The 23002-nt window shown below is 34.5% G+C and carries 23 protein-coding genes; 19 read left to right on the top strand and 4 right to left on the bottom strand.

Annotation, left to right across the window (positions count from 1 at the left end):
- Positions 1-4 precede the first annotated feature (4 nt).
- Together pyrE and ACJJVI_RS01020 are read left to right on the top strand one after the other, a co-directional pair.
- Positions 5-649: an orotate phosphoribosyltransferase gene (gene pyrE / locus ACJJVI_RS01025; protein WP_036580265.1), complete on the top strand. Its 645-nt coding sequence runs from the start codon at positions 5-7 to the stop codon at positions 647-649.
- 6 nt (positions 650-655) lie between these two features.
- Positions 656-1042: a hypothetical protein gene (locus ACJJVI_RS01020; protein ID WP_042295445.1), complete on the top strand. Its 387-nt coding sequence runs from the start codon at positions 656-658 to the stop codon at positions 1040-1042.
- Here the strand turns inward: ACJJVI_RS01020 and ACJJVI_RS01015 are convergent.
- Positions 1039-1746 (bottom strand): biotin--[acetyl-CoA-carboxylase] ligase, encoded by a 708-nt coding sequence (locus ACJJVI_RS01015; RefSeq protein ID WP_405349821.1) that lies wholly within the window; start codon positions 1744-1746, stop codon positions 1039-1041. The genes ACJJVI_RS01020 and ACJJVI_RS01015 overlap by 4 nt on opposite strands.
- 84 nt (positions 1747-1830) lie before the next feature.
- On the opposite strand from ACJJVI_RS01015, the gene rsfS reads away from it, so the two are divergent.
- From rsfS to ACJJVI_RS00985, 6 genes are all read left to right on the top strand, one after another.
- Complete coding sequence (rsfS, locus tag ACJJVI_RS01010) at positions 1831-2202, top strand: ribosome silencing factor (RefSeq protein ID WP_036580258.1); 372 nt, start codon at positions 1831-1833, stop codon at positions 2200-2202.
- Between the two features lie 20 nt (positions 2203-2222).
- Complete coding sequence (ftsH, locus tag ACJJVI_RS01005) at positions 2223-4244, top strand: ATP-dependent zinc metalloprotease FtsH (protein WP_036580255.1); 2022 nt, start codon at positions 2223-2225, stop codon at positions 4242-4244.
- Between the two features lie 64 nt (positions 4245-4308).
- Positions 4309-4926: an LUD domain-containing protein gene (locus tag ACJJVI_RS01000; protein ID WP_405349818.1), complete on the top strand. Its 618-nt coding sequence runs from the start codon at positions 4309-4311 to the stop codon at positions 4924-4926.
- A gap of 1 nt (position 4927) precedes the next feature.
- Positions 4928-5752 (top strand): phosphatidate cytidylyltransferase, encoded by an 825-nt coding sequence (locus tag ACJJVI_RS00995; protein ID WP_042270795.1) that lies wholly within the window; start codon positions 4928-4930, stop codon positions 5750-5752.
- Positions 5742-6392 (top strand): phosphatidylserine decarboxylase family protein, encoded by a 651-nt coding sequence (locus tag ACJJVI_RS00990; RefSeq protein WP_042247850.1) that lies wholly within the window; start codon positions 5742-5744, stop codon positions 6390-6392. The genes ACJJVI_RS00995 and ACJJVI_RS00990 overlap by 11 nt, the downstream gene beginning before the upstream one ends.
- Entirely contained in the window at positions 6392-6670 is a 279-nt protein-coding gene (locus ACJJVI_RS00985; protein WP_036580245.1) for an acyl-CoA-binding protein, read from the top strand. The genes ACJJVI_RS00990 and ACJJVI_RS00985 overlap by 1 nt, the downstream gene beginning before the upstream one ends.
- Before the next feature lie 262 nt (positions 6671-6932).
- On the opposite strand, the gene ACJJVI_RS00980 is transcribed toward ACJJVI_RS00985, so the two are convergent.
- A complete protein-coding gene (locus tag ACJJVI_RS00980) occupies positions 6933-9566 on the bottom strand; it encodes a valine--tRNA ligase (protein ID WP_405349814.1) in 2634 nt (877 codons plus the stop codon).
- Positions 9567-9685: 119 nt separating this feature from the next.
- Between ACJJVI_RS00980 and ACJJVI_RS00975 the strand changes: the two genes are divergently transcribed.
- The gene (locus ACJJVI_RS00975; RefSeq protein ID WP_036580238.1) at positions 9686-10117 is read left to right on the top strand and encodes a DUF1573 domain-containing protein; all 432 of its coding nucleotides are present in this window, start codon (positions 9686-9688) and stop codon (positions 10115-10117) included.
- A 2-nt stretch (positions 10118-10119) separates the two neighbouring features.
- Here ACJJVI_RS00975 and ACJJVI_RS00970 read toward each other — a convergent pair whose 3' ends face one another.
- A complete protein-coding gene (locus tag ACJJVI_RS00970; protein WP_348021460.1) occupies positions 10120-11472 on the bottom strand; it encodes an aspartyl protease family protein in 1353 nt (450 codons plus the stop codon).
- Positions 11473-11552: 80 nt separating this feature from the next.
- On the opposite strand from ACJJVI_RS00970, the gene ACJJVI_RS00965 reads away from it, so the two are divergent.
- The 8 genes from ACJJVI_RS00965 (at position 11553) to ACJJVI_RS00930 (ending at position 20053) form a co-directional block, all read left to right on the top strand.
- A complete protein-coding gene (locus ACJJVI_RS00965; protein ID WP_405349809.1) occupies positions 11553-12743 on the top strand; it encodes a pyridoxal phosphate-dependent aminotransferase in 1191 nt (396 codons plus the stop codon).
- The gene (murB, locus tag ACJJVI_RS00960) at positions 12743-13771 is read left to right on the top strand and encodes a UDP-N-acetylmuramate dehydrogenase (protein WP_348021513.1); all 1029 of its coding nucleotides are present in this window, start codon (positions 12743-12745) and stop codon (positions 13769-13771) included. Before ACJJVI_RS00965 ends, murB begins: the two co-directional genes overlap by 1 nt.
- Positions 13772-13804: 33 nt before the next feature.
- Positions 13805-14008 carry a hypothetical protein gene (locus ACJJVI_RS00955; protein ID WP_036580230.1) on the top strand — a complete coding sequence of 68 codons (204 nt, stop codon included), beginning with the start codon at positions 13805-13807 and terminating at the stop codon, positions 14006-14008.
- 7 nt (positions 14009-14015) lie between these two features.
- Positions 14016-15122: a glycosyltransferase gene (locus ACJJVI_RS00950; RefSeq protein ID WP_405349806.1), complete on the top strand. Its 1107-nt coding sequence runs from the start codon at positions 14016-14018 to the stop codon at positions 15120-15122.
- 65 nt (positions 15123-15187) lie between these two features.
- Positions 15188-16063 carry a lipoyl synthase gene (gene lipA / locus ACJJVI_RS00945; protein ID WP_036580226.1) on the top strand — a complete coding sequence of 292 codons (876 nt, stop codon included), beginning with the start codon at positions 15188-15190 and terminating at the stop codon, positions 16061-16063.
- A gap of 74 nt (positions 16064-16137) precedes the next feature.
- Entirely contained in the window at positions 16138-16575 is a 438-nt protein-coding gene (locus ACJJVI_RS00940; RefSeq protein WP_036580223.1) for a hypothetical protein, read from the top strand.
- Entirely contained in the window at positions 16569-17555 is a 987-nt protein-coding gene (gene gap, locus ACJJVI_RS00935; RefSeq protein WP_348021456.1) for a type I glyceraldehyde-3-phosphate dehydrogenase, read from the top strand. Before ACJJVI_RS00940 ends, gap begins: the two co-directional genes overlap by 7 nt.
- A gap of 239 nt (positions 17556-17794) precedes the next feature.
- The gene (locus ACJJVI_RS00930) at positions 17795-20053 is read left to right on the top strand and encodes an ATP-binding protein (protein WP_405349802.1); all 2259 of its coding nucleotides are present in this window, start codon (positions 17795-17797) and stop codon (positions 20051-20053) included.
- Here the strand turns inward: ACJJVI_RS00930 and lpxK are convergent.
- On the bottom strand, positions 20048-21016 hold the full coding sequence (lpxK, locus tag ACJJVI_RS00925; RefSeq protein ID WP_405349800.1) for a tetraacyldisaccharide 4'-kinase: 969 nt from the start codon (positions 21014-21016) through the stop codon (positions 20048-20050). The two genes, ACJJVI_RS00930 and lpxK, sit on opposite strands and share 6 nt — an antisense overlap.
- A 47-nt stretch (positions 21017-21063) precedes the next feature.
- Between lpxK and ACJJVI_RS00920 the strand changes: the two genes are divergently transcribed.
- Positions 21064-22155, top strand: coding sequence for a Nif3-like dinuclear metal center hexameric protein (locus ACJJVI_RS00920; protein WP_405349798.1), 1092 nt, complete (start codon positions 21064-21066; stop codon positions 22153-22155).
- A 4-nt stretch (positions 22156-22159) separates the two neighbouring features.
- The gene (locus tag ACJJVI_RS00915; RefSeq protein ID WP_036580212.1) at positions 22160-22939 is read left to right on the top strand and encodes a zinc ribbon domain-containing protein; all 780 of its coding nucleotides are present in this window, start codon (positions 22160-22162) and stop codon (positions 22937-22939) included.
- Positions 22940-23002: the final 63 nt, after the last annotated feature.

Here is a 23002-nt window from a genome sequence, read left to right as displayed (position 1 = left end):
CGCCATGGTTATAAATAAGGATATCGCAATTAAAACGGCTGAATTATTATTGCAAATTAAAGCAATAAAATTGCAACCACAAGAACCTTTTACTTGGGCTAGCGGCTGGAGATCACCAATTTATTGTGACAACCGCGTAACACTTTCATACCCAACGATTCGCAATTTTTTAAGAGAACAACTCGCTAATCAAATTGAGGAATTATATGGTAAGCCAGATGTTATTGCAGGTGTAGCAACAGGTGCTATAGGCATAGGTATGTTAGTCGCAGACTATTTAAATCTTCCGTTTATTTACGTAAGGCCAGAGGCAAAAAAGCACGGTCGTCAAAATCAAATTGAAGGTCATCTAGAAGAAGGTCAATCTGTAGTCGTCATTGAAGATTTAATAAGCACTGGTAAAAGTAGTCTTAATGCAGTTAATGCCTTAAAAGAAGGCGGCGCAAATGTAAAAGGTATGTTGGCACTGTTTTCGTACGGCTTTGAATTTGCACAAGAAAATTTTGAACAATATAACTTGAACTTACATACATTAAGTGATTATAATCACTTAATACTACAAGCTCAAAATACAGGACACTTCTCTGAGCAAGAAATCGAATTATTAAAAAGCTGGAGAAAAGATCCTAGCGCCTGGACAGGTAAATAAAACATTATGAATTTAGAAAGCCGTACGGTACAAACACAAAAAACACCGCAAGAGTTATTTGAATTTTTAACCCAAGTTGAAAATTACAAGCAATTAATGCCAGACGATACAAAATTTGAAACACATGGAGATGACAAATTTTTATTCGGTCTTAAAGGTATGCCAGAAATCAAACTAGGTCTTCAAGAATCCATACCCTTTACAAATGTCACATTAGGTTCCACTAGTGATAAACTTGCATTTACATTGAGTTGTGACATAGAACAGGTTGCAAATGGTTCTCAAGCGCAATTAATCTTTAATGGTGATTTTAATGCTATGATGGCTATGATGATTAAAGGTCCTATTAAAAAATTCTTAGAACAACTTGCTAGCGGATTAGAGAAACTTTAATAGTTCCATTGCACTTGTTTTAAATCATAAGCGGTGATTTGCCCATCTTTTTGAAGGAGCAATTCACCGTTTTCTGTTACTCCATGTACGGTAGCGACCACATCCTGATTATTAATACTAAAATTCATTTCCTGACGATACTTAAATAAAAATTTAAGATACTTTTCAATGGTTTGTGTTCCATTTTTAAGAGCGTAGTCTAAATGAAAAAGAAACTGTAATAAAAGCTCTTCGAGTTTAAAATTTTTACCGGTAAGATTTTTTAAAGATATTGCTCGTGGTAAATTTTCAAATTCTTCTTGATTTACATTAAGTCCAATACCTACAATAGAATGAATCCATTGACCTTTTTGATACGTATTTTCAATTAGAATACCAGCGAGCTTCATCTGAACTGACAGGATGTCGTTAGGCCATTTTATTTTGGCTTGTACATTTAAATCTGATTTAAGCCATTCAATCATAGCAACAGACACGATTTGGTTCAGTTTAAACGGTGTTAACCCAGATAGATTATCTGAGACTAAAACGCTGAATGTCAAATTTCTACCATCTTCAGTATGCCATACCGAACCTCGATTACCACGACCTTGTGACTGTGACAAACTATAAATAGCAGTTAGATGCTGTGTTTCGCTTTCGCGTAAGCGTGCTTTTAATTCATCATTTGTTGATGTAGTGGCATGTAATTTGACTATTTGCAAGTGACTATTTATCTATAGATTAAGTTTTATTTTGTAAAACTGCTGGTAAAAAAAGAATAAATTTGTCGTAACAAAAAATATTTGATGACTAAAGAAAAAGTTTCTACTGATGCGTTAATCGCTCAAATGATTGCTGGAATAGAAGATGTGAAAGGTAATGACATCACAATCATGGATTTAAGAGAGATTGAAAATACCGTTACAAGCTATTTTATAATCTGTAATGGTAACTCTAACACTCAAGTAAACGCAATCGTTAACTCCATACAAAGAAAAGTAAGTAAAGAATTGCAAGAAAACCCATGGCATGTTGAAGGTTCTTCACAGGCAGAATGGGTACTTATGGATTATGTTGATGTTGTTGTACATGTTTTCCAAAAACATGTAAGAGAATATTATGACCTAGAAGGTTTATGGGGAGATGCTAAAACTACAATGGTAGAAAGTACTTACTAATAACAAGATTATACAAGCTAATGTCTGAACAAAATAAATCAAATCAAAAACCTGGAAATAGCAAACCTATTTTACCAGGAGGCGGAAAACCTAAATTTAGTGTATGGTGGATTGCGGTACCTATAGTACTTGCATTTCTAGCTTACTCATTGATAAGCGACGCTGTCAACTCTCCAAAAGAAACTAACAAATCCGAATTCTTTTCTTATTTAGAAGACGGAGATGTAAAGGAAGTTATCGTATGGAATGGCAGGTATGCAGAAGTATTTCTTACCAAAGAAGCCCTAAGTAACGAGACAAAGCATAAAGATGCTTTGAAGCCTAGCGCAATGAATCAAGGTAAGGTACCTCAATATAAATTTGAATTTGGTGATTTAGAAATTTTTCAGCCACAGCTAGAAGAAGCCGTTCAGAATAGTAATCTAGAAACAAAAGTTTTATATAAAACTCAAGACAACACGTTCATGAATGCTATATGGAGCTTCTTACCTATTATTCTTTTAATAGGAGTATGGATCTTCATCATGCGACGTATGAGTGGTGGTGGCGCTGGTGGTGGCGGTGGCCAGATTTTTAATATTGGAAAATCTAAAGCTAAGCTCTTTGACCAGAAAACTGATGTGAAGACTACCTTTAAAGATGTGGCTGGTCTAGAAGGTGCGAAAGAAGAAATACAAGAAATTGTTGACTTTTTGAAAAACCCAGAAAAATACACCTCATTAGGTGGTAAAATACCTAAAGGAGCATTATTGATAGGTTCTCCAGGTACTGGTAAGACATTGCTAGCAAAAGCGGTTGCCGGTGAGGCAAAGGTTCCTTTCTTCTCATTAAGTGGATCTGATTTTGTAGAAATGTTTGTAGGTGTCGGTGCTAGTCGTGTTAGAGATTTATTTAAACAAGCAAAAGAAAAATCTCCTTCGATCATATTTATTGATGAGATAGACGCTATAGGACGAGCAAGAGGGAAATCTAATTTCTCTGGATCTAACGACGAACGTGAAAATACTCTTAACCAACTTCTTACTGAAATGGATGGTTTTGGCACTAATACAAACGTGATCGTATTAGCAGCAACTAATCGTGCAGACATTTTAGATAAGGCATTAATGCGCGCTGGTCGTTTTGACAGACAGATCTATGTTGACCTACCTGACGTGAATGAACGTGAAGAAATTTTTGAAGTTCACTTAAGACCTCTTAAAAAGGTTGATAATGAGTTAGACACTTCATTCCTTGCAAAACAAACGCCTGGTTTCTCTGGTGCTGATATTGCAAATGTTTGTAATGAAGCTGCTCTTATAGCTGCAAGAAAAGGTAAAAAAGCAGTTGATAAACAAGATTTTTTAGACGCAGTAGACCGTATCGTAGGTGGACTAGAAAAGAAGAACAAACTTATCACACCGTCAGAGAAAAAGACGATTGCCTATCACGAAGCTGGTCACGCAACGGTAAGTTGGATGACTGAGCATGCTGCTCCTTTAATAAAAGTTACAATTGTACCGCGTGGTCAATCACTAGGTGCTGCTTGGTATTTACCAGAAGAAAGACAGATTGTACGTCCGGAACAAATGCTGGATGAAATGTGTGCGACAATGGGTGGACGTGCTGCAGAGAAGGTTATTTTTAATAATATATCTACTGGTGCTTTAAGCGATCTAGAAAAGGTCACTAAACAAGCTCGTGCTATGGTGACCATATATGGTCTAAATGAAAAGGTTGGTAATATTACCTATTACGATTCTAGTGGTCAACAAGAATACAGCATGTCTAAACCGTATAGTGAAGAAACAGCTGTCATAATTGATCAAGAGATCTCTAAAATCATTGAAGCTCAGTATCAAAGAGCCATTCAAATTCTTGAAGAAAATAAGGATAAGTTAACTCAACTAGCAGAAGTACTGCTTGAAAAGGAAGTTATTTTTAAAGATGATTTAGAAAACATTTTTGGAAAACGACCATTTATTAAGGAGGAAGCAGTTGCTTTAAAGTCATCGACAAGGACAATTGCGTCGACATCTAATTCAAAGGAGGAAGAAGAATAGTTTGTAACTACTGTAATTAGTAAGTATATTTACCTAGTCCCTAATATTAACGCGTCTAACATAGATGAGTATTTTTAAAAAACTCTTCAAAAAATCTTCTGATTCTGAGTCTTCTCAGAACAAGGATGCTGGGCGCTCTAAATACATGCCAGAGGAAAAACTTCCATTGGATGAAAGGTTTATACATAACTTTACTTCTCAAGGCGGTAGGTTTCTCTATTCTCTAGATGAGTCTGAAGTGCAAGCTAATTTTGAAGATGTTCTTGTAGAACACGATTTCTTTGAAACTAATGTACTTTGTACTGATTTGAATTTAAGAAATCGTTTTAATGGATTCAACCTACGTTTTTCTGATCTACATGAAGATTGTAGTTTTTTCTTGACCACTTGTGAGTATATTATTTCGGATAATGGGGCAATTTTATTTTCTTCTAATCAATTAAAAGAAAAGAAACCGGTTGATTTTCCAGAGACAATGATCGTGCTGGCTACAGCAAGTCAGATTGTTGAATCCATCGGTGAAGGATTGAGAGGTATAAAACATCGCAGCGGATCCAACATCCCCACTAATATCACAACACTTAAAAACTTTGAAGAACCTAAGGTTCAAGAGAAAAAAGATCTTATGAACTATGGTGTCCCTAACAAACGTGTCTACCTCATATTATTAGAAGATTTATAAGATGCGTGAATTATTAGTACGTTCCGTTTCAGGAATCATGTATGTTTCATTAGTAGTTTTAAGCGCCTTATATTCTAGGGATGTTTTTATTCTGCTATTTTGTGTTTTTGCATTTATTTGTCTGATCGAATTAATGCCAATGATACGGTTAAAACAGTTATTGATTTATCCAATGCTACCTATCAGCTATATTTTGCTAGTCTGGTATGATTGGCCTGCCATTTATCAACCCTATTACAACTATGCAATCTATAGCTTATTAGGCGCAACACTACTGGTAAACGTTTATCTAATTAGGGATTTAGTTTTATTAAATAGAATACCCTTATTTAATACAAAAAAACATATTATAGCGCTACTTTATTTAATAGGCAGTAGCTTATTTCTAGCTTTAATACCAGATGTTGTAGAAGAATACAAACCTGAATTACTGATAGGTATTTTTAGCATCATATGGGTTAATGATAGCTTTGCCTACATCACTGGAAAGAACTTTGGTAAACACAAATTATTAGAACGTATTTCTCCAAAAAAGACTATTGAAGGGTTTTTAGGTGGATTAGCAATGGCACTTCTCGCCGGAGTTGCTCTACACTATTATGTTGGAGTTTATGGTTTATGGCAATGGATTGTACTAGCTTTCATCGTAGCTTTCTTTGGGACTATAGGTGATTTAATTCAGTCTAAGATCAAAAGACAAGCTGCAGTTAAAGATAGCGGAAGTATAATGCCTGGCCATGGAGGTATCTTTGATAGGATGGACAGTATTATATTTGCAGCACCATTTGCTTATTTATTTTTCACAATACTCAACTATGTTTCATAAAGAAGGAACCATTTCTATATTAATCGGAATAGCCGTTGCTGGTATGCTTACCGCAATAGCAACACAAATCGATATGCCTAACTGGCTTTCCTACACGTTAATTGCCCTAGGATTAGTTTTTTTAATTATCATCTTACAGTTCTTTAGAAATCCAAAGAGAGCGACAATACTAGATGACAAGACTATAGTATCTCCTGTAGATGGAAAAGTTGTAGTCATAGAAAAGGTTCCAGAAAATGAATATTTTAAAGGTGAACGTTTAATGATATCTGTCTTCATGTCACCCATTAATGTCCATGTCACAAGGTATCCAATAGGCGGTAAAGTGAGTTATAGCAAATATCATCCAGGAAAATATCTAGTAGCCTGGCATCCTAAAGCTAGTGAAGAAAATGAACGTACAACCGTTGTCGTTGATCACAAGAACGGTAAACAAGTAATGCATCGTCAAATAGCAGGTGCTCTAGCAAAACGTATCGTTAATTATGCTGTTGAAAATAATGACGTTGCACAAGGAAGTGAAAGCGGCTTCATCAAATTTGGCTCAAGGGTAGACGTTTATCTACCGATAGATACTCCTGTAAATGTAGAATTGAATCAAAAAGTAAAAGGTGGTATTACCGTGTTAGCGCAATTTTAATGACTAAGGAAGAACTCAATAAAAAGTTTCAAGCTGCATTTGAAAAAGCTAGTCAAGAAGAACAATCATTAGTTCCTCTTGAACTTCAATTGCATTTGTATGCTTATTATAAAAGAGCTATTGATGAACCTTATGTTAATAATCGCAGTTTTGAAACTAATGATTTGCGTAGCGCATTTAAAATGAATGCTATTATACAAGTTCAACAAATCACCAAAGAAGAAGCTAAAGAGAGATACATAAAAATCATTGAGGATTTATATCCTAAACCGTGGTAAGCTTCTAGACATCCTTATTTTTCTTTTCAATTGGCTTCAAAAGATATCTCATAAGCCAAATAGTTCCTTTTACCAGACCGATAAGAATTAACACAGCAAATATTAAAATCACCAACGGATGCTCTATAAATGACTCCTTACCTGAAATTAATATTATCGGAAATTTGAGTTGTATCATATTTACTTAAAAGTCTAAATATAAAAAACGACCTTTATTAATTAAAGGTCGTTTTCAAATATTATTAAAGTAGGATAACCTTACCTATCCCTTCAAAGCTTTCATACTAGCCTCTATTGTTTCAATTTTTGCAAGTGTATCAGCTTCTTTTTGTTTTTCTTTATCAACTATCTCAACGGCAGCATTATTAACAAACCTTTCGTTTCCTAGCTTTTTTTGAACACCAATTAAAAACCCTTGAGCTCTCTTAAGCTCTCCAGACAGTTTTTCAATTTCTGCAGCGACATCTATATTTCCTTCTAACGGTATGAAATACTCATTAGACTTCACACGATAACTAGCCGCACCACTTACTTGTTCTTCAACTAGATCTATTTGAGAAACGTTACCCATTTTCATAATAAGACTGTCATATGCACCTGACAACTCCTCATTATTAATGGCGTTCAAGGTAATCTCATTCTTAAAGCTTATTTGCTTTTCCTTACGTACAGTTCTTATTCCAGAAATCACATCTTGAACCAGTTCAAAATCATTTAATAATGATTGATCTATCGTACCAGCAACTGGCCAAGTGTTAATACACAAAGCATCTTTTACATCTCTAGCGGCAATCGATTGCCATAACTCTTCGGTAATAAAAGGAGTAAATGGATGCATTAACCTCAAATTATCTTCAAAAAGTGCAATTACCTCAAAAAGTGTTTTAGGATCTATAGGTTTTTGATATTCTGGTTTTATAATTTCAAGTAACCAACCACAAAAGTCATCATATATTAACTTATAGCTCGTCATGAGCACATCGCTTATTCTATATTTAGAATAGTGGTCCTCGACCTCATTTAAGACTTGAGCAAATCTCGATTTATACCAGTTTAAACCTTGTAGAGCATGTGCTGGTTGAGATAGTGTTTCATCAACTTCCCATCCATCAATTAATCGATAAGCATTCCACATTTTATTTACAAAGCCCTTACCTTGCTGGCATAGGTCTTCATCAAACATAATATCATTTCCTGCAGCAGCACTCAATAAAAGTCCTACTCTAACACCATCTGCTCCATAATTCTCTATTAACCCTAGAGCATCTGGAGAATTACCGAGAGATTTCGACATTTTACGACGTTGTTTATCACGTACTAATCCCGTTAGATATACTTTGTCAAATGGTTTCTCATCTCTTAATTCATATCCAGCAACTATCATACGTGCAACCCAAAAGAATAAAATATCTGGGCCTGTCACTAAATCTCTAGTAGGATAATAGTAATTGATCTCTTCGTTTTCTGGCTCAAGCACACCATTAAACACACTTATAGGCCATAACCAACTAGAGAACCATGTATCGAGAACATCATTTTCCTGACGTAAATCTGATGCTTGCAGGTTGTCATTATTAGTTCGCTTTCGCGAAAGCGTAATCGCATCTTCAATACAGGTAGCAACTACAAAATCTTCCTTACCATCACCATAGAAATAAGCTGGTATACGTTGTCCCCACATTAATTGACGTGAAATATTCCAATCGCGTACATTTTCCATCCAGTGAAAATAAGTACTCTTAAATTTTGCTGGTAATAATTCTACTATATCCTCACGCACTGCTTTAATTGCAGGCTGGGCAAGGTCTTCCATTTTTAAAAACCATTGATCACTCAATCGTGGCTCAATTACAGCTCCAGTACGCTCACTAGTTCCTACTTTATGAACATGGTTTTCTTTATTAATTAAGAAGCCTTTTTCCTCGAGCTCATTGGATATTTCTTTACGCACAAGAAATCGATCTTTACCTGCATAATGCAATCCATAACTATTTAAAGTCGCGTCTGCATTGAATATATCAATTACTTCTAATTTATGCGTCTCTCCTATCTTCTTATCGTTTTCATCATGTGCAGGAGTAATCTTTAGTGCTCCTGTTCCAAACTCCATATCGACATATTCATCTGCGATTACAGGAATCTCACGATTTACAATAGGTACGATAACTGTTTTACCTACTAGATCTGTATATCGATCATCATCTGGATGTACGCAGATTGCTGTGTCTCCTAGGATAGTCTCGGGACGTGTGGTTGCAATTGAAATAAAATCATTGCTTCCTTTAATCTGATATTTTAAATGGTATAAGTGACCATTACGTTCTTCATAAATCACCTCTTCATCACTAAGAGTAGTCTGTGCCTCTGGATCCCAATTGACCATACGGAAACCACGATAAATCATACCCTTATTGTATAAGTCTACAAAGACCTTGATTACAGAAGCTGACATGTCATCATCGAGCGTAAATTTAGTACGAGACCAATCACAACTGGCTCCTAATTTTTTAAGTTGCTCCAGAATAATACCACCGTACTCATCTGTCCAGTCCCAAGCATGTGCAAGAAACTCTTCTCTACTCAAGTCATTTTTATCAATGCCTTGCTCTTTAAGTTTCTTAACAACTTTTGCCTCTGTAGCTATCGATGCATGGTCTGTACCGGGCACCCAACATGCATTGTAACCTTTTAAACGTGCCCTTCTTATAAGAACATCTTGAATTGTATTATTAAGCATATGACCCATGTGCAGTACACCTGTAACATTAGGTGGTGGAATGACAATCGTATAACTTTCACGCTCGTCTGGAACTGATTTAAAAAAATCATTCTCCATCCAGTACTGATACCACTTATCTTCTGTGGTTTTTGAATCATATTTTGCTGCTAAGGACATTTTTGGCTTAGTTTTTGAAATTTCATCGACAAAAGTACTATTTACTTAAATTATACACATCATTAACAGAGGCTTTAAGTAGTAATAATTACTTTTATTCACGATAAAGAAATACGAAAATGAAAAATATCTTCCTTTTATTAATAGCAATCGGTTTTGGGCAATTCATAAATGCACAAGATGAATCTACTCTTGACAAAACAACTACAGTAAAATTTGTTGAAACAACAATAGACTATGGTAAAATAGAAAAAGGTAGTAATGGTGTGCGTACTTTTACCTTTACTAATACTGGTGAACACCCTTTAAAAATCTATAATATCTATTCAGCATGTAATTGTGATATCGTAGCTCAACCAGAAGAACCTATAGCTCCTGGAGAAAAAGGTGAAATTAAAGTAAAATATGACACTGAAAAAGTAGGGCCAATCGTTAAAACTATTACAGCAAATACAAATACAAAAGAGAAACTTATTCCTTTAAACTTAGTTGGTGAAGTATTACCTGCAAGTACAGACAATAATGACGAAGAAGAGAAAATGAAGATGTAAAATCATTCTATTAGGGGAATTAATTTAAATTTAAATTTTAAAGTTGATTCTCCTCTTTTTACGGTTAGTTTTAAATTGCTATATGGGTTAGTATAGAATTTCTTATTAATAGATTGTAAAGTCATATTTCTGCTTTTAGTTGAGTTGACTTTTAATATTAAATCTCCTTTTCTGATGCCCGCAATTTCAGCAAGTGAATTACTCCTAACTTCAGATACGATAACATTGGGGGAAAATTCATAAATTAATTTAGTTGTATTAGAAACTGATTGGTTTTCTTTTCCATCATTTCGATAAAAGCTTTTTGCCCAAAAACCCTTCTCTCTGGTAACTACTAAACTCATGCCTTCAACTTTTAATTGAATACCTGCCATATTATAATAAAAGCCATCATTAAAATTAGAATTTGGACTTAAAGAAATTAGTTGGTTTTCAAAGTCAAAAATAACATCAAAGCGTCTCAGGATTTCACCGCCAATAGAACCATTGCTATTGTTAGTTACATTTTTATTTGCCCTCATCCCTAATGATTTTTTATAATCTGGAAATGAAACCGTTGGTCTTTCCATTTTAAATCCAGATATTGAGAGTTGATCTAACTTTGACCTGCGACCATAAATCTCACCGGTTAATGTATATCCTAAATAATCATTGAAACCTGACCTAGGATAACTAAAGTTTAAAGAATCAATTTCATGTAGCCATAATGAGTCGCTACTTCCAGTATCAATAAGAACATCAGTTATTAGAACACTATTATTGTTAGCAATTTCACCATTGATATACGGCTTTCCCTTTATTAATTTGATTGGCTCAAATTTTGCCTTTCTAACATCCCTAGGTAATTTGAATTTTCGATTGAACACGTATATGTTTTGTGAGACGTAATCAATCTTAATTATATATTTTTTAAAAAAGTCTGTCCCCAAAATTCCATTAACGTTCATTCCTAATCGCTCAACAAAATAAGAGTTTGATTGCTTCATAACTACTATTTCGGCACTTGAATCAATCAATCCACGTCCTATAGTGATGATATTATTGTCACTGAAATAGGCCTCCACAAAATCAACATTATTTTTTTTACCTGAATATCTAACAATCTTTTCTTTTTTAATGTTCAAGGTATCAATTCCTTTAAAATCAAAAACAACTGTTCTTGTAGATCCGGTATCCACAATAAAATTAAGTAGTACACCATTTACTTGAACAGGCACAATAATTAAATTAGACGCCAGTTCAAAAGGTATAATTTCTTTTTTTACATCATTATTTAAAATAAATCCTAAGTTTTCTTGCGCATTAATATTGTAACCAAAGAATACTAGAAACAGAACAATCAAATAATTTTTCATAAAACATAAATATAAGGAAATCATAATCGTTTTTATATAGACCTTAGTCGTATTACATTTGCAAAACAAAATAGAAATACATGCCAGCAATATCCCACAAAGGTGCCAAAATGCCATCTTCACCGGTTAGAAAACTAGTTCCGTTTGCAGAAGCAGCAAAAAAAAGAGGAATACATATCTATCCTCTGAACATAGGTCAACCAGATATAAAAACACCTAATCAAGCTATACAAGCGGTAAAAGACACTGACATGGAAATTCTAGCATATAGTCATAGTGCTGGAAACGAGTCGTATCGTACAAAATTAGTTACTCATTACAATAAAATAAAAATGGGATTAACTATAGATGACGTGATTGTATCTACAGGTGGTAGTGAAGCACTGTTGTTCACTATGGGTAGCATATGCGATTACGGAGATGAGGTAATCATACCAGAACCCTTTTATGCAAACTATAATGGTTTTGCAACAGCAAGTGGTGTTACAGTAAAACCTATATCTACTAAAATTGAAAATAATTTCGCATTACCTTCTATAAGTGATTTTGAAAAACTTATTACCGATAATACTAAAGCAATTCTAATTTGTAATCCTGGTAACCCAACTGGTTACTTATACACCCAAGATGAGATGAATCAACTAGCAGCGCTAGTAAAAAAACATGATTTATTCTTAGTGGCTGACGAAGTCTATCGAGAGTTTGCATATGATGGTCGTGAGCATCTGTCAGTAATGAATATACCAGGTTTAGAAAAACATGCCATAATGATTGATTCTGTATCTAAAAGATATAGTATGTGTGGTGCTCGTATAGGATGTATGGTTTCTAAAAATAAAGAGGTCATGGCTACAGCTATGAAATTTGCTCAAGCTAGATTAAGTCCTCCAACATTTGCTCAAATTGCTGCCGAAGCCGCTCTAGATACTCCACAAGCCTACTTTAACGAGGTTATAGGAGAATATATTGAGCGTAGAGATATCCTTATAGCAGGCCTTAAAAACATACCAGGTGTAGAAGTTGCAAATCCAGGTGGTGCATTTTATTGTGTTGCACAATTACCTGTAGATGATACAGATGCATTTGCCCAATGGATGCTAGAATCTTTTCAATTAGATAATGAAACTATAATGGTAGCTCCTGCAGCTGGTTTTTATAGCACTCCTGGTGTAGGTAAAAATCAAATCAGAATCGCTTACGTTCTTGAAAAAGAATCTTTAATAAAAGCAGTTCAAATCTTAGCAGAAGCTCTTAAAGCATATAACGCGTGATTGAAATAAGATCACACTTCTCTATTAAGGAGTACAACACCTTTGGGATATCTGCTTTTGCAAAAGCATATACATCTGTATCTACTATAAAGCAACTTAGAGAAGTGCTTGCTTATTATTACAATGAGGAAGTATTTCTTTTAGGTGGCGGTAGTAATATGTTACTACTTAATGATATTGAAAGACCTGTCGTTCATGTAAATCTTAAAGGAATAGATTTATTGAAACAAGATAATGAACATGTGTTTGTACAAGCAATGGCAGGAGAAAACTGGCATGAATTTGTCATTTTTTGCATTGAAAATAATTGGGCTGGAATTGAGAACATGGCTCTCATACCTGGTAATGTAGGCACCTCTCCTATTCAAAATATAGGTGCATATGGAGTGGAGTTAAAGGATACTTTTGTTTCATGCACCGTTATGAATATTAAAACTGGTGATGTAAAAACACTCCATTTAGAAGATTGTAAATTTGGTTACAGAGAATCCATCTTTAAGAATGAAGCTTTAGGCAAATATGTAATAACGTCCGTAACTTTTAAGCTTACAGATATCACAAAAACAAATGATTACCAGCTCAAAACTAGTTATGGTGCAATCCTAAACGAATTAGAGAACCTACAAATAGAGCCATCCATACAATCTGTTGCACAAGCTGTAATTAATATAAGGAGCAGCAAATTACCTGACCCAAAAGTGATAGGTAATAGCGGTAGTTTTTTCAAAAATCCTATTATTGAAAAAAGTTATTATGAAGACCTTATAAGAATGCATCCATCTATACCGCATTACCCAGTAAATGAAAAGCAAGTAAAAGTACCTGCTGGCTGGCTTATAGATCAATGTGGTTTTAAAGGTCAACGACGTGGTGATGCTGGTGTACATGATAAACAAGCGTTAGTTCTAGTAAACCATGGTAATGCTAGCGGACAAGAAATAATTGCCCTTGCAAAAGAAATCCAATCGATGGTTCAAAACAGATATGGAATCACTATTGAAACTGAAGTGAATTTAATTCAGAATTAAGAATACATCACTTATTATTCTTAAATTTGCACTATGGAATTACTCTTTATTACTATAGGTATATTAGCTCTTGCAGTTGCAGGAATAGCTATCAAGATATGGGCAAAAAAAGACGGGAAATTTGCAGGTACTTGTGCTAGTCAAAGCCCATTTCTTAATAAGGATGGTGAAGCTTGCGGTATGTGCGGTAAATTACCCGAAGAGCAAGATTGTAAAAACCCATCTTTAGAATCTTAATTAAAAGATGGAAATAGGCATAGCGTTTATAGTCCTGGCGGGATTTGTGCTTATTAATATAATATATTATTTCTTTTTGGCTCGAGTTGGTTTTTATAAATCATCTCTAAATAATACATCTCAAGATGCAGTATCTGTTGTTGTATGTTCAAAAAATGAACAAGAGAACCTCAAAACACTAGTTCCCTTACTACTACAGCAAACTCATCCTAACTTTGAAATCATATTAATCAATGACGCTTCTATTGATGACACATTAGAGGTTATAGAGCATTTTCAAGATCTGGATGCCAGAGTTAAAAAGGTAGATGTTGTTAATAACGAAAGTTTTTGGGGAAATAAAAAATACGCACTTACTCTAGGCATCAAAAAGGCCATTAACGAAAATCTAATCTTTATAGATGCAGATTGCAAACCGGCAAGTAATAACTGGTTAAAAACTATGGCCAGCGGCTTTACTAATCATAAAAGTATTGTATTAGGTTACGGTGGTTATGAGAAAAAAAAGTATTCAATTCTTAATGCTCTAATTAGATATGAAACTGGCATAACTGCCATACAGTATATGAGTTATGCATTGCACGGGAATCCATATATGGGAGTAGGTCGCAATCTAGCTTACACCTCAAAGCAATTCTATGACGTCAGCGGTTTCATAGATCACATGAAGGTACTAGGTGGTGATGACGATCTTTTTGTAAATCAAGCAGCTACTAAGGATAATACTTCAGTAATTATCGAACCCGACGCATTTACAGTAAGCACTCCCAAAAACACATGGACTAAATGGTGGACTCAAAAACGCCGCCATATCAATACTGCTTCTCATTATAAAGGCAAACATAAATTCTTATTAGGACTTTATTTTCTCTCTCAGTTTGGCTTCTTTATAGCTTCAATAGTAGGCTTCATATTTGGAATCAATTGGTTGTATATCCTAGGATTAGTGATTTTAAGATACACCATTGTCTGGTTAGTTGTGGGGAAAGGTCTATCTCGCTTTCGCGAAAGCGATATTATACCATTTATACCCTTTTTAGAAATACTTCTAGTCTTTACGCAACTAGGACTTTTCTTCACCAACGTAGGAAAACCACCAAAACGCTGGAAATAGTCAGTTTGACAGATTTTTAACGACTACAATACTTCTCACAAAAGCTTTATACCTAAATTTGTAGTATGAATACAGTAAAAGAATCCATCGCGCCACCTGCAAAAGGGAAACCTAAATGGTTACGCGTTAAGCTTCCTGTAGGGAAGAAATATAAAGAATTACGTGGCCTGGTTGATAAATATGATTTACATACCATATGTACTTCGGGTAGTTGCCCTAACATGGGTGAATGCTGGACTGAAGGTACTGCCACTTTTATGATATTAGGTAATACGTGTACAAGATCATGTGGATTTTGTGGTGTTAAAACAGGTCGCCCAGATGATATTGATTGGGCAGAACCAGAGAAAGTTGCACGATCTATTAAATTAATGGGTATTAAACACGCTGTTGTAACCAGTGTAGATCGTGACGATTTAAAAGACATGGGTTCTATTATATGGAAAGAAACCGTGGCTGCTATACGCCGCATGAATCCAGAAACAACTCTAGAAACATTAATACCAGATTTTCAAGGTAATAAGCGCAACATAGATCGTATTGTAGAGGCTAATCCAGAGGTAGTTTCTCATAACATGGAAACGGTACGTCGTTTAACTCGCGAGGTACGTATCCAAGCAAAATATGACACCAGTCTAGAAGTACTACGCTATTTAAAAGAGCAAGGTATTAATAGAACAAAATCTGGTATTATGCTGGGTCTAGGTGAACGTGAAGAAGAAGTGATTCAAGTAATGAAAGATTTGCGCGATAATAATGTAGATGTAGTGACTATAGGTCAGTATCTACAACCTTCTAAAAAACACCTGCCAGTAAAAGAGTTTATAACACCAGAGCAATTTAAGAAATATGAAACGATAGGCTTAGAGATGGGCTTCCGCCATGTGGAAAGTGGTGCTCTAGTGAGAAGTTCTTATAAAGCTCATAAACACATTTTATAATTTTTTGCCTTTAAGCATCAAAATACGTAACTTAATCTACTCCACTTACACTAATATATCAAAGTATATTGATAATGAGAATAGAAGAAGCACAACAAACTATAAACTCTTATCGAGTATTAACCACTGATCGCAAGTCTTTAAAATTACTTGATAAATGGAATGAACTTCTTATCGAAGTTAAGAATCTGGATCTAAATCAAAATGAATTAGATATTCTTAATAAAGAACTTGAAGTACAGTTGTGTCGTATAAGCGATTCTAATATCGAAAGAAAAGTAGTAAAAGAGAGTTTGAAATCTACACTTCTTTTTATGCAAAACATGCTAAGAATTAAAGACTCTTATCAATACACAACTATAGGATGTTTTGCAGGATTATTAATTCCATTAATATCTAACATAAGTATCATATTCGGTTTTTTGATAGGCATGGTAATAGGATTTATTTTAGATAATTATTTGAACAACACACAACGTAACATCAAGACCAATTTGCACGATACATGGTAAAGATTAAAGTAGCTATTAATGGATTTGGTCGCATCGGTCGTACATTTTTGAGAACCGTTCTAAATGACGATCATATAGAAGTTGTTGCTATAAACGATTTAGCTTCTAATCGTATCATGTCACACCTGTTGAAATATGACTCTATTCATGGAACTTTATCACATGATGTAACTTATACAGAGGACTCAATAGTTATCAACGATAAATCGATATTATTTACACATCATAAAAATTTAGAAGACCTTAACTGGACAGGTGTTGATGTCGTGATAGAATCTACAGGTAAATTTAAAACGCTAGCGCAATTACAAAAGCATCGTGATGCTGGTGCAAAAAAAGTGATTTTAAGTGCGCCACCAGTAGATGATGATATAAAAACAGTCGTATTAGGTGTTAATGACCATATAATAAATGAAGATGATGTCATATTATCTAATGCTAGTTGTACAACTAACAATGCAGCTCCTTTTATTAAAGTTTTAGACGAGTTATGTGGAGTTGAACAAGCATATATCACCACGGTACATAGTTACACTTCTGACCAAAGCCTGCATGACCAACCGCATAATGATTTAAGACGCGCCAGAGCTGCTGGACAATCCATAGTTCCTACTACTACCGGAGCAGCAAAAGCACTTACTAAAATATTCCCTCATCTTAGTGAAGTGATAGGTGGCTGTGGTATACGAGTACCAGTTCCTAATGGCAGCCTTACAGACATGACTATTAATGTAAAAAGAGACACAAGTATCGATGAAGTTAATGCTGCCTTTCTCGCTTTCGCAGAAGCAAATCCTAACACCTTTTCTTACACTGACGTACCTTTAGTTTCCATTGATATTTCTGGCAGCCCTTACTCGTGTATATTTGACTCTCAAATGACTTCTGTAATAGGAAAACTTATTAAAGTAATAGGCTGGTATGATAATGAGAGCGGTTATAGTAATCGATTAAAAGATTTGGTTATCAAAATTAGCTAACCAAATAAAACAGGTTTTTTAAATAATTCAGACCTAAAAATCCCGTTGTACCGTGGTTTTTATTACCTATGTTAACAGGTCACGCTTCAGATCATTAAAAACATCGACGAAATACACTCTTAAGTAGCTAAATTGACAGGTTTTAAGGCTTTTAACGAGCGTAATTCTATATTTGTGTGTTTACTAATAAGTACTTTATCTCTCCAATTAATAAAATACTACTATTATTCGCCCTTTTATTGGGTGGACTATGCCTCGCTCAAAGCGATGATGACGCCTCGTTATCTATTAACAGTCAACAGATTGCAGTAGAAGCGATGCTCGAAAAAGCACGTTTAGCTCTTCAAAAGACAGACTATGAAAAAGCTCAGGATATTGTTTCTAGTGCCATAGAAATAGCAAAAGACTCTTCATTATTTGCCAGTACTCAATTAGTCCAGGCAGAGTATTTTTTAATTTGTAATCAATTAGATCTTGCAGAGCTTAAGTTATCAGACATTGAACAACTTATTCCTGAAAAATCCGACAGCCAAATAAGGTTATACTTGCTGAAATCTAATCTTTTCATTAAAAATAAAAAGTTTGTTGATGCCGATCAAACTCTTAATAGTGCTAAGATTTTAATACAAAATTCTTCAAATCAAGAGTTGAGAGCTCTACAATTGTTTTTAAGAGCTCAGCTCAATCTTGAAACTAAAAATTTATATGAGACCGTAAATGGTTTCAGGAATGTAATACCGTTACTGCAAAAACAACAATTACACTTCTATGAATCACAAGCGACACTTGGATTAGCTAAAGCCTATTTTGAAAAACAAGAACTAGATGAGGCAAATGCCGCAACTAATGAAGCCCTTAGAATCAGTAAAAATTATGGCTTCATAACGACTGAACTAGAAACCTACAGCCTTAAATCCTCAATTGCTCGTGCACAAGGTGACTATCAAAAAGGTCTAGAGTATATGGATCGTTATATTGAACTTAAGGAATCTATAGACAAAAACGGTGATAGCGGCAATGCACTAGCTATAAGAAATAAAGAGAATGAAAATTTAAAAGTTGAACTTGCAAAAAAGCAAAAAGACCTAGATAGACACGATTATACAAATATTTTATTTTTTGTTTTACTGACATTGCTTTCTTTATTAACAATGTCGCTTTTTAAGAACAATAAGTTCAGGTTGCGAGCAAATAAAACATTGGTAGTTAAAAACAAATCATTGATTGAAGAGCGTGATAGAGCACAAGATGCTGCAAAAATTAAAGCAGACTTTCTATCAACCATCACCCATGAACTTAGAACACCTATGTACGCCGTTACAGGTTTAACTCACCTATTATTAGAGAACACACCTAGATCTGATCAGAAAGAACACTTAGAGACCTTACAATCGTCTGGTGAGTACTTGTTATCCTTAATTGACAACATACTTAACTTCAATAAACTTGAAGCTAATAAGGTAGAATTAGAATCTATCCCTTTTAGTCTTAAAAAACGTATTCAAGACCTTACCACGTCATTAGAAAGTCAATCTAGAGACCGCAATAATCAACTTCAATTAGAATTTGATGATGCAATACCTAGTCGCATTAATGGTGATCCAGTAAAAATCACTCAGATATTAATTAATCTTATAGGTAACGCCATAAAATTCACTCAAAACGGGAATATTTGGATTAGAGCAAATCGAGTAAAGCAAGTTGATGATCGTTGTCTTATCAGATTTGAAGTTGAAGATAACGGTAAAGGAATATCCGAGGAGAAGCAAGTTGCCATCTTTGAAAACTTTGCACAGGAAGAATCTAGCACAACAAGAGAATATGGTGGTACTGGGCTAGGATTAGCTATCGTAAAAAATCTAGTTGAATTAATGCAAAGCGACATCAAATTAGATAGTAAATTAGGACGCGGTAGTATCTTTTCATTTGATATATGGTTTGATTTACCAGACTCTAATAAATTTTATGATGACTATCAACCTGTAAAATCAATCTCAAAACCAAAGAATACATCTGATAAAGAAGTAGTTTTCCCGTCTGAGCCTTCTGAGATAGTCGCACCAGTTAAGACCACTTCCATAAATGAAGTTTTAAGTGAAAAGCCTCTCGCTCCTGGAGAACACTTAGAAAAAAGAATCCTAGTAGTAGAAGATAATAAAATTAACCAGATGATTACTCGTAAAATTCTTGAAGGCAAGAATTTTAACTGCGATGTCGCAAATCATGGTGCAGAGGCATTACAAAAGGTACAAGAGACGGAATATGACCTGATTTTAATGGATATACATATGCCTGTAATGGACGGTAAAAAAGCAACTACTGAGATACGTAAACTCAATAGAGAAATCCCTATTATAGCCTTAACTGCTGTCACTTTAAATGATTCAGAGAAAGAACTGTATCAAATAGGTTTTGATGACATAATCCCTAAGCCGTTTAAAATGGATGAGTTTTTTGAAAAAATTCAAAAAGCATTTACTAATTATCAAGTACTATAAACTGGGCTCTTCTCCTAAAAACCTTATCTTCATAGGTAAATAATATACTTTTGGCAGGTCCCATGGCGACAGTCTAGTATAATCTTTCTCGGTCGTAATAACGACATCTTGGGCAGCAATGATGTCAATTTCGCTTTCGCGAAAGCGGTGATGATCACCATATTCTAGATGCTCAACTTCAAATTGTTTCTTTAAGAAATTTATGAAAGGTGCTGGTTTTGCTATACCGGTAACCGCCGTAATCTTATCAAACTTTAACTCATCTAACAAAATAGATCTATTAGATTGAGATACCCTTTTTTCATATTCAATAGTAGAAAAATAAACCTTCTGATTCTTCAAAGGTTTAAGCTGTTGTATCATAGAATCCATTTCTGCTTGAGAAAGATTTTCTGGACACTTAGTAACAACGATCGTGTGAGCACGGTTAGCTCCTTTTCTAGATTCTCTTAAATTGCCTGCTGGCAATAAATAATCATTTGAATAAAGCCTGTCATAACTAGTGAGTAAAATATAATGACTAGCCTTCACATATCTATGTTGAAAAGCATCATCTAACAAAATAATATCTATAGAGTGATTTTTTAATAACTCTCTAATACCATCTACTCTTTTCTCACAAACTGCACTTATGATGGCATCATTATACTTTAATTTAATTTGCAATGGCTCATCACCTACTTGAGCGGCTGTATGATGATTTTCTATTTCAATGTAACCTTTAGTCTCACGTCCATAACCACGACTTAGAACTGCAATTCGATTTCCTTTATAATGTTCTATCAACCATTCTATCATAGGAGTCTTACCAGTTCCTCCAGTACTCAAATTGCCTACTGCTATCACTGGTATATCAAAAGTTTCTTGAGTAAGACAACCATTGTCAAATGCCAAGTTACGAGCTCGAGTGATACCATCATATAGTATTGAAAACGGAAATAATAAATTTCTTAACGATTGCATGTTTCAAAAGTAGGTTAATTTTATCTTTAGCTTTTTAAATCGTATTCATGAAAATCCAAGAAGTCCTTTCCTATATTGAACAATTAGCTCCAAGACATTATGCTGAAGATTTTGATAACACAGGTCTATTGACTGGCGATTCTAATACAGAAATAAAAGGTGTTTTAGTAACCTTAGATTGTCTAGAAAATGTTGTCGATGAAGCTATATCTAAAAATTGTAATTTAATAGTGGCCTTCCACCCTATTATTTTTAGTGGACTTAAAAACTTAAAACCAGATAATTATGTCAAAAGAGCGGTTGTTAAAGCCATAAAAAACGACATTGCTATCTATGCTACACATACGGCTCTGGATAACTCAAAATACGGTGTTAGCTACCGTATGGCAGAAGAATTAGGATTAAAAAACATTAAGACATTAATCCCGCAGAGAGGCATTATCAAAAAATTAGTTACCTATATACCAAAGAGTCATTTTGAAATGGTTAAAGAAGAACTTTTTAAAGTAGGCGCTGGTAAACTAGGCAACTATGAAGAGTCTAGTTTTAGCATAAATGGAACAGGCACTTTCTTAGGTAATGAAAAAAGTAACCCAATGATTGGAGAAAAAGGAAAACGCTCTACAATTGAAGAAACTATGTTGTCTGTGACATTCTTACCACATTTAGAGTCTATCGTCCTTAAAACCCTATTTAAAAGTCATCCTTATGAAGAAGTTGCTTATGAAATATCGACATTAAACAATCAATATGACCATATAGGAATGGGTGCAATAGGTGAATTTAAAGAAGAGATGAGTGCTAATCAATTTTTGAACAAGACAAAAAACACTTTCTATTCAGGAGTTGTAAGGCATACCAATTCAAAAAATAAAAAAATAAAAAAAGTAGCATTACTAGGTGGTTCCGGAGCTTTTGGAATTAAAAACGCTATACAATCCGGCGCAGATGCGTACATAACGGCAGATTTAAAATATCACGACTTTTTTCAAGGTGAGTCCATTCTATTATGCGATGTGGGACATTATGAAAGTGAACAGTTTACAAAAAACCTTTTACACGAATATCTTAGCAAAAAATTTAGTAATTTTGCAATCCTTTGTGCAGATGCGCAAACAAACCCTGTAAACTATTATTAAACAGATGGCAAAAAAGACGGAAGCTACTGTAGAAGATAAGCTTAGAGAGCTTTACAATCTACAATTAATCGACTCCAGAATAGATGAGATTCGCAATGTGCGCGGTGAATTACCTCTTGAGGTAAAAGATCTAGAAGATGAGGTGGAAGGATTAAACACACGTGTGGTTAAGCTTAGCGCTAAACTTGAAGAGCTTAACGAATCTATCAAGGATAAGAAAAATAGAATTGAAGAATCTAAATCTCTTATCAAAAAGTATACAGAACAACAAAAGAATGTACGTAACAATCGTGAATTCAACTCTCTTTCTAAAGAAATTGAATTTCAAGAACTAGAAATGGAACTTGCAGAAAAACACATTCGTGAATTTAAAGCTCAAATCGAGCAACAAAATGAAGTTGTGAATGCTAGTAAAGATCGTATGTCACAACGTGCAGAACATCTTAAGCATAAAAAAGCTGAGTTAGAAGAAATTCTAAAAGAGACTGAAAAAGAAGAGCAAGCTCTTATGAAAATGTCTCAAGATCACGCAACTACAGTTGAAGCTAGATTAATTAAGGCTTATACTCGTATAAGAACTAGTGTACGTAACGGTCTTGCTGTTGTACCTATCGAACGTGGTGCCTCTGGTGGTTCTTACTTCACAATTCCACCACAAGTGCAGGTTGAGATTGCAAGTCGTAAAAAAATCATTACAGATGAACATTCAGGACGTATTTTAGTAGATGCTGCTCTTGCTGAAGAGCAGGTTGAGGCAATGGAAAAAGTATTTGCTAAACTATAGTCACTTATCATAACGTATAGAAATCCCTTATCTAATGATAGATAAGGGATTTTTTATTTAACG

The sequence above is a fragment of the Nonlabens sp. Asnod3-H03 genome, assembly GCF_045063665.1.
Lineage (GTDB): Bacteria > Bacteroidota > Bacteroidia > Flavobacteriales > Flavobacteriaceae > Nonlabens > Nonlabens ulvanivorans.
Note: the sequence above shows the minus strand (reverse complement) of the source record. Positions and strands in the feature narration are given on the sequence as shown.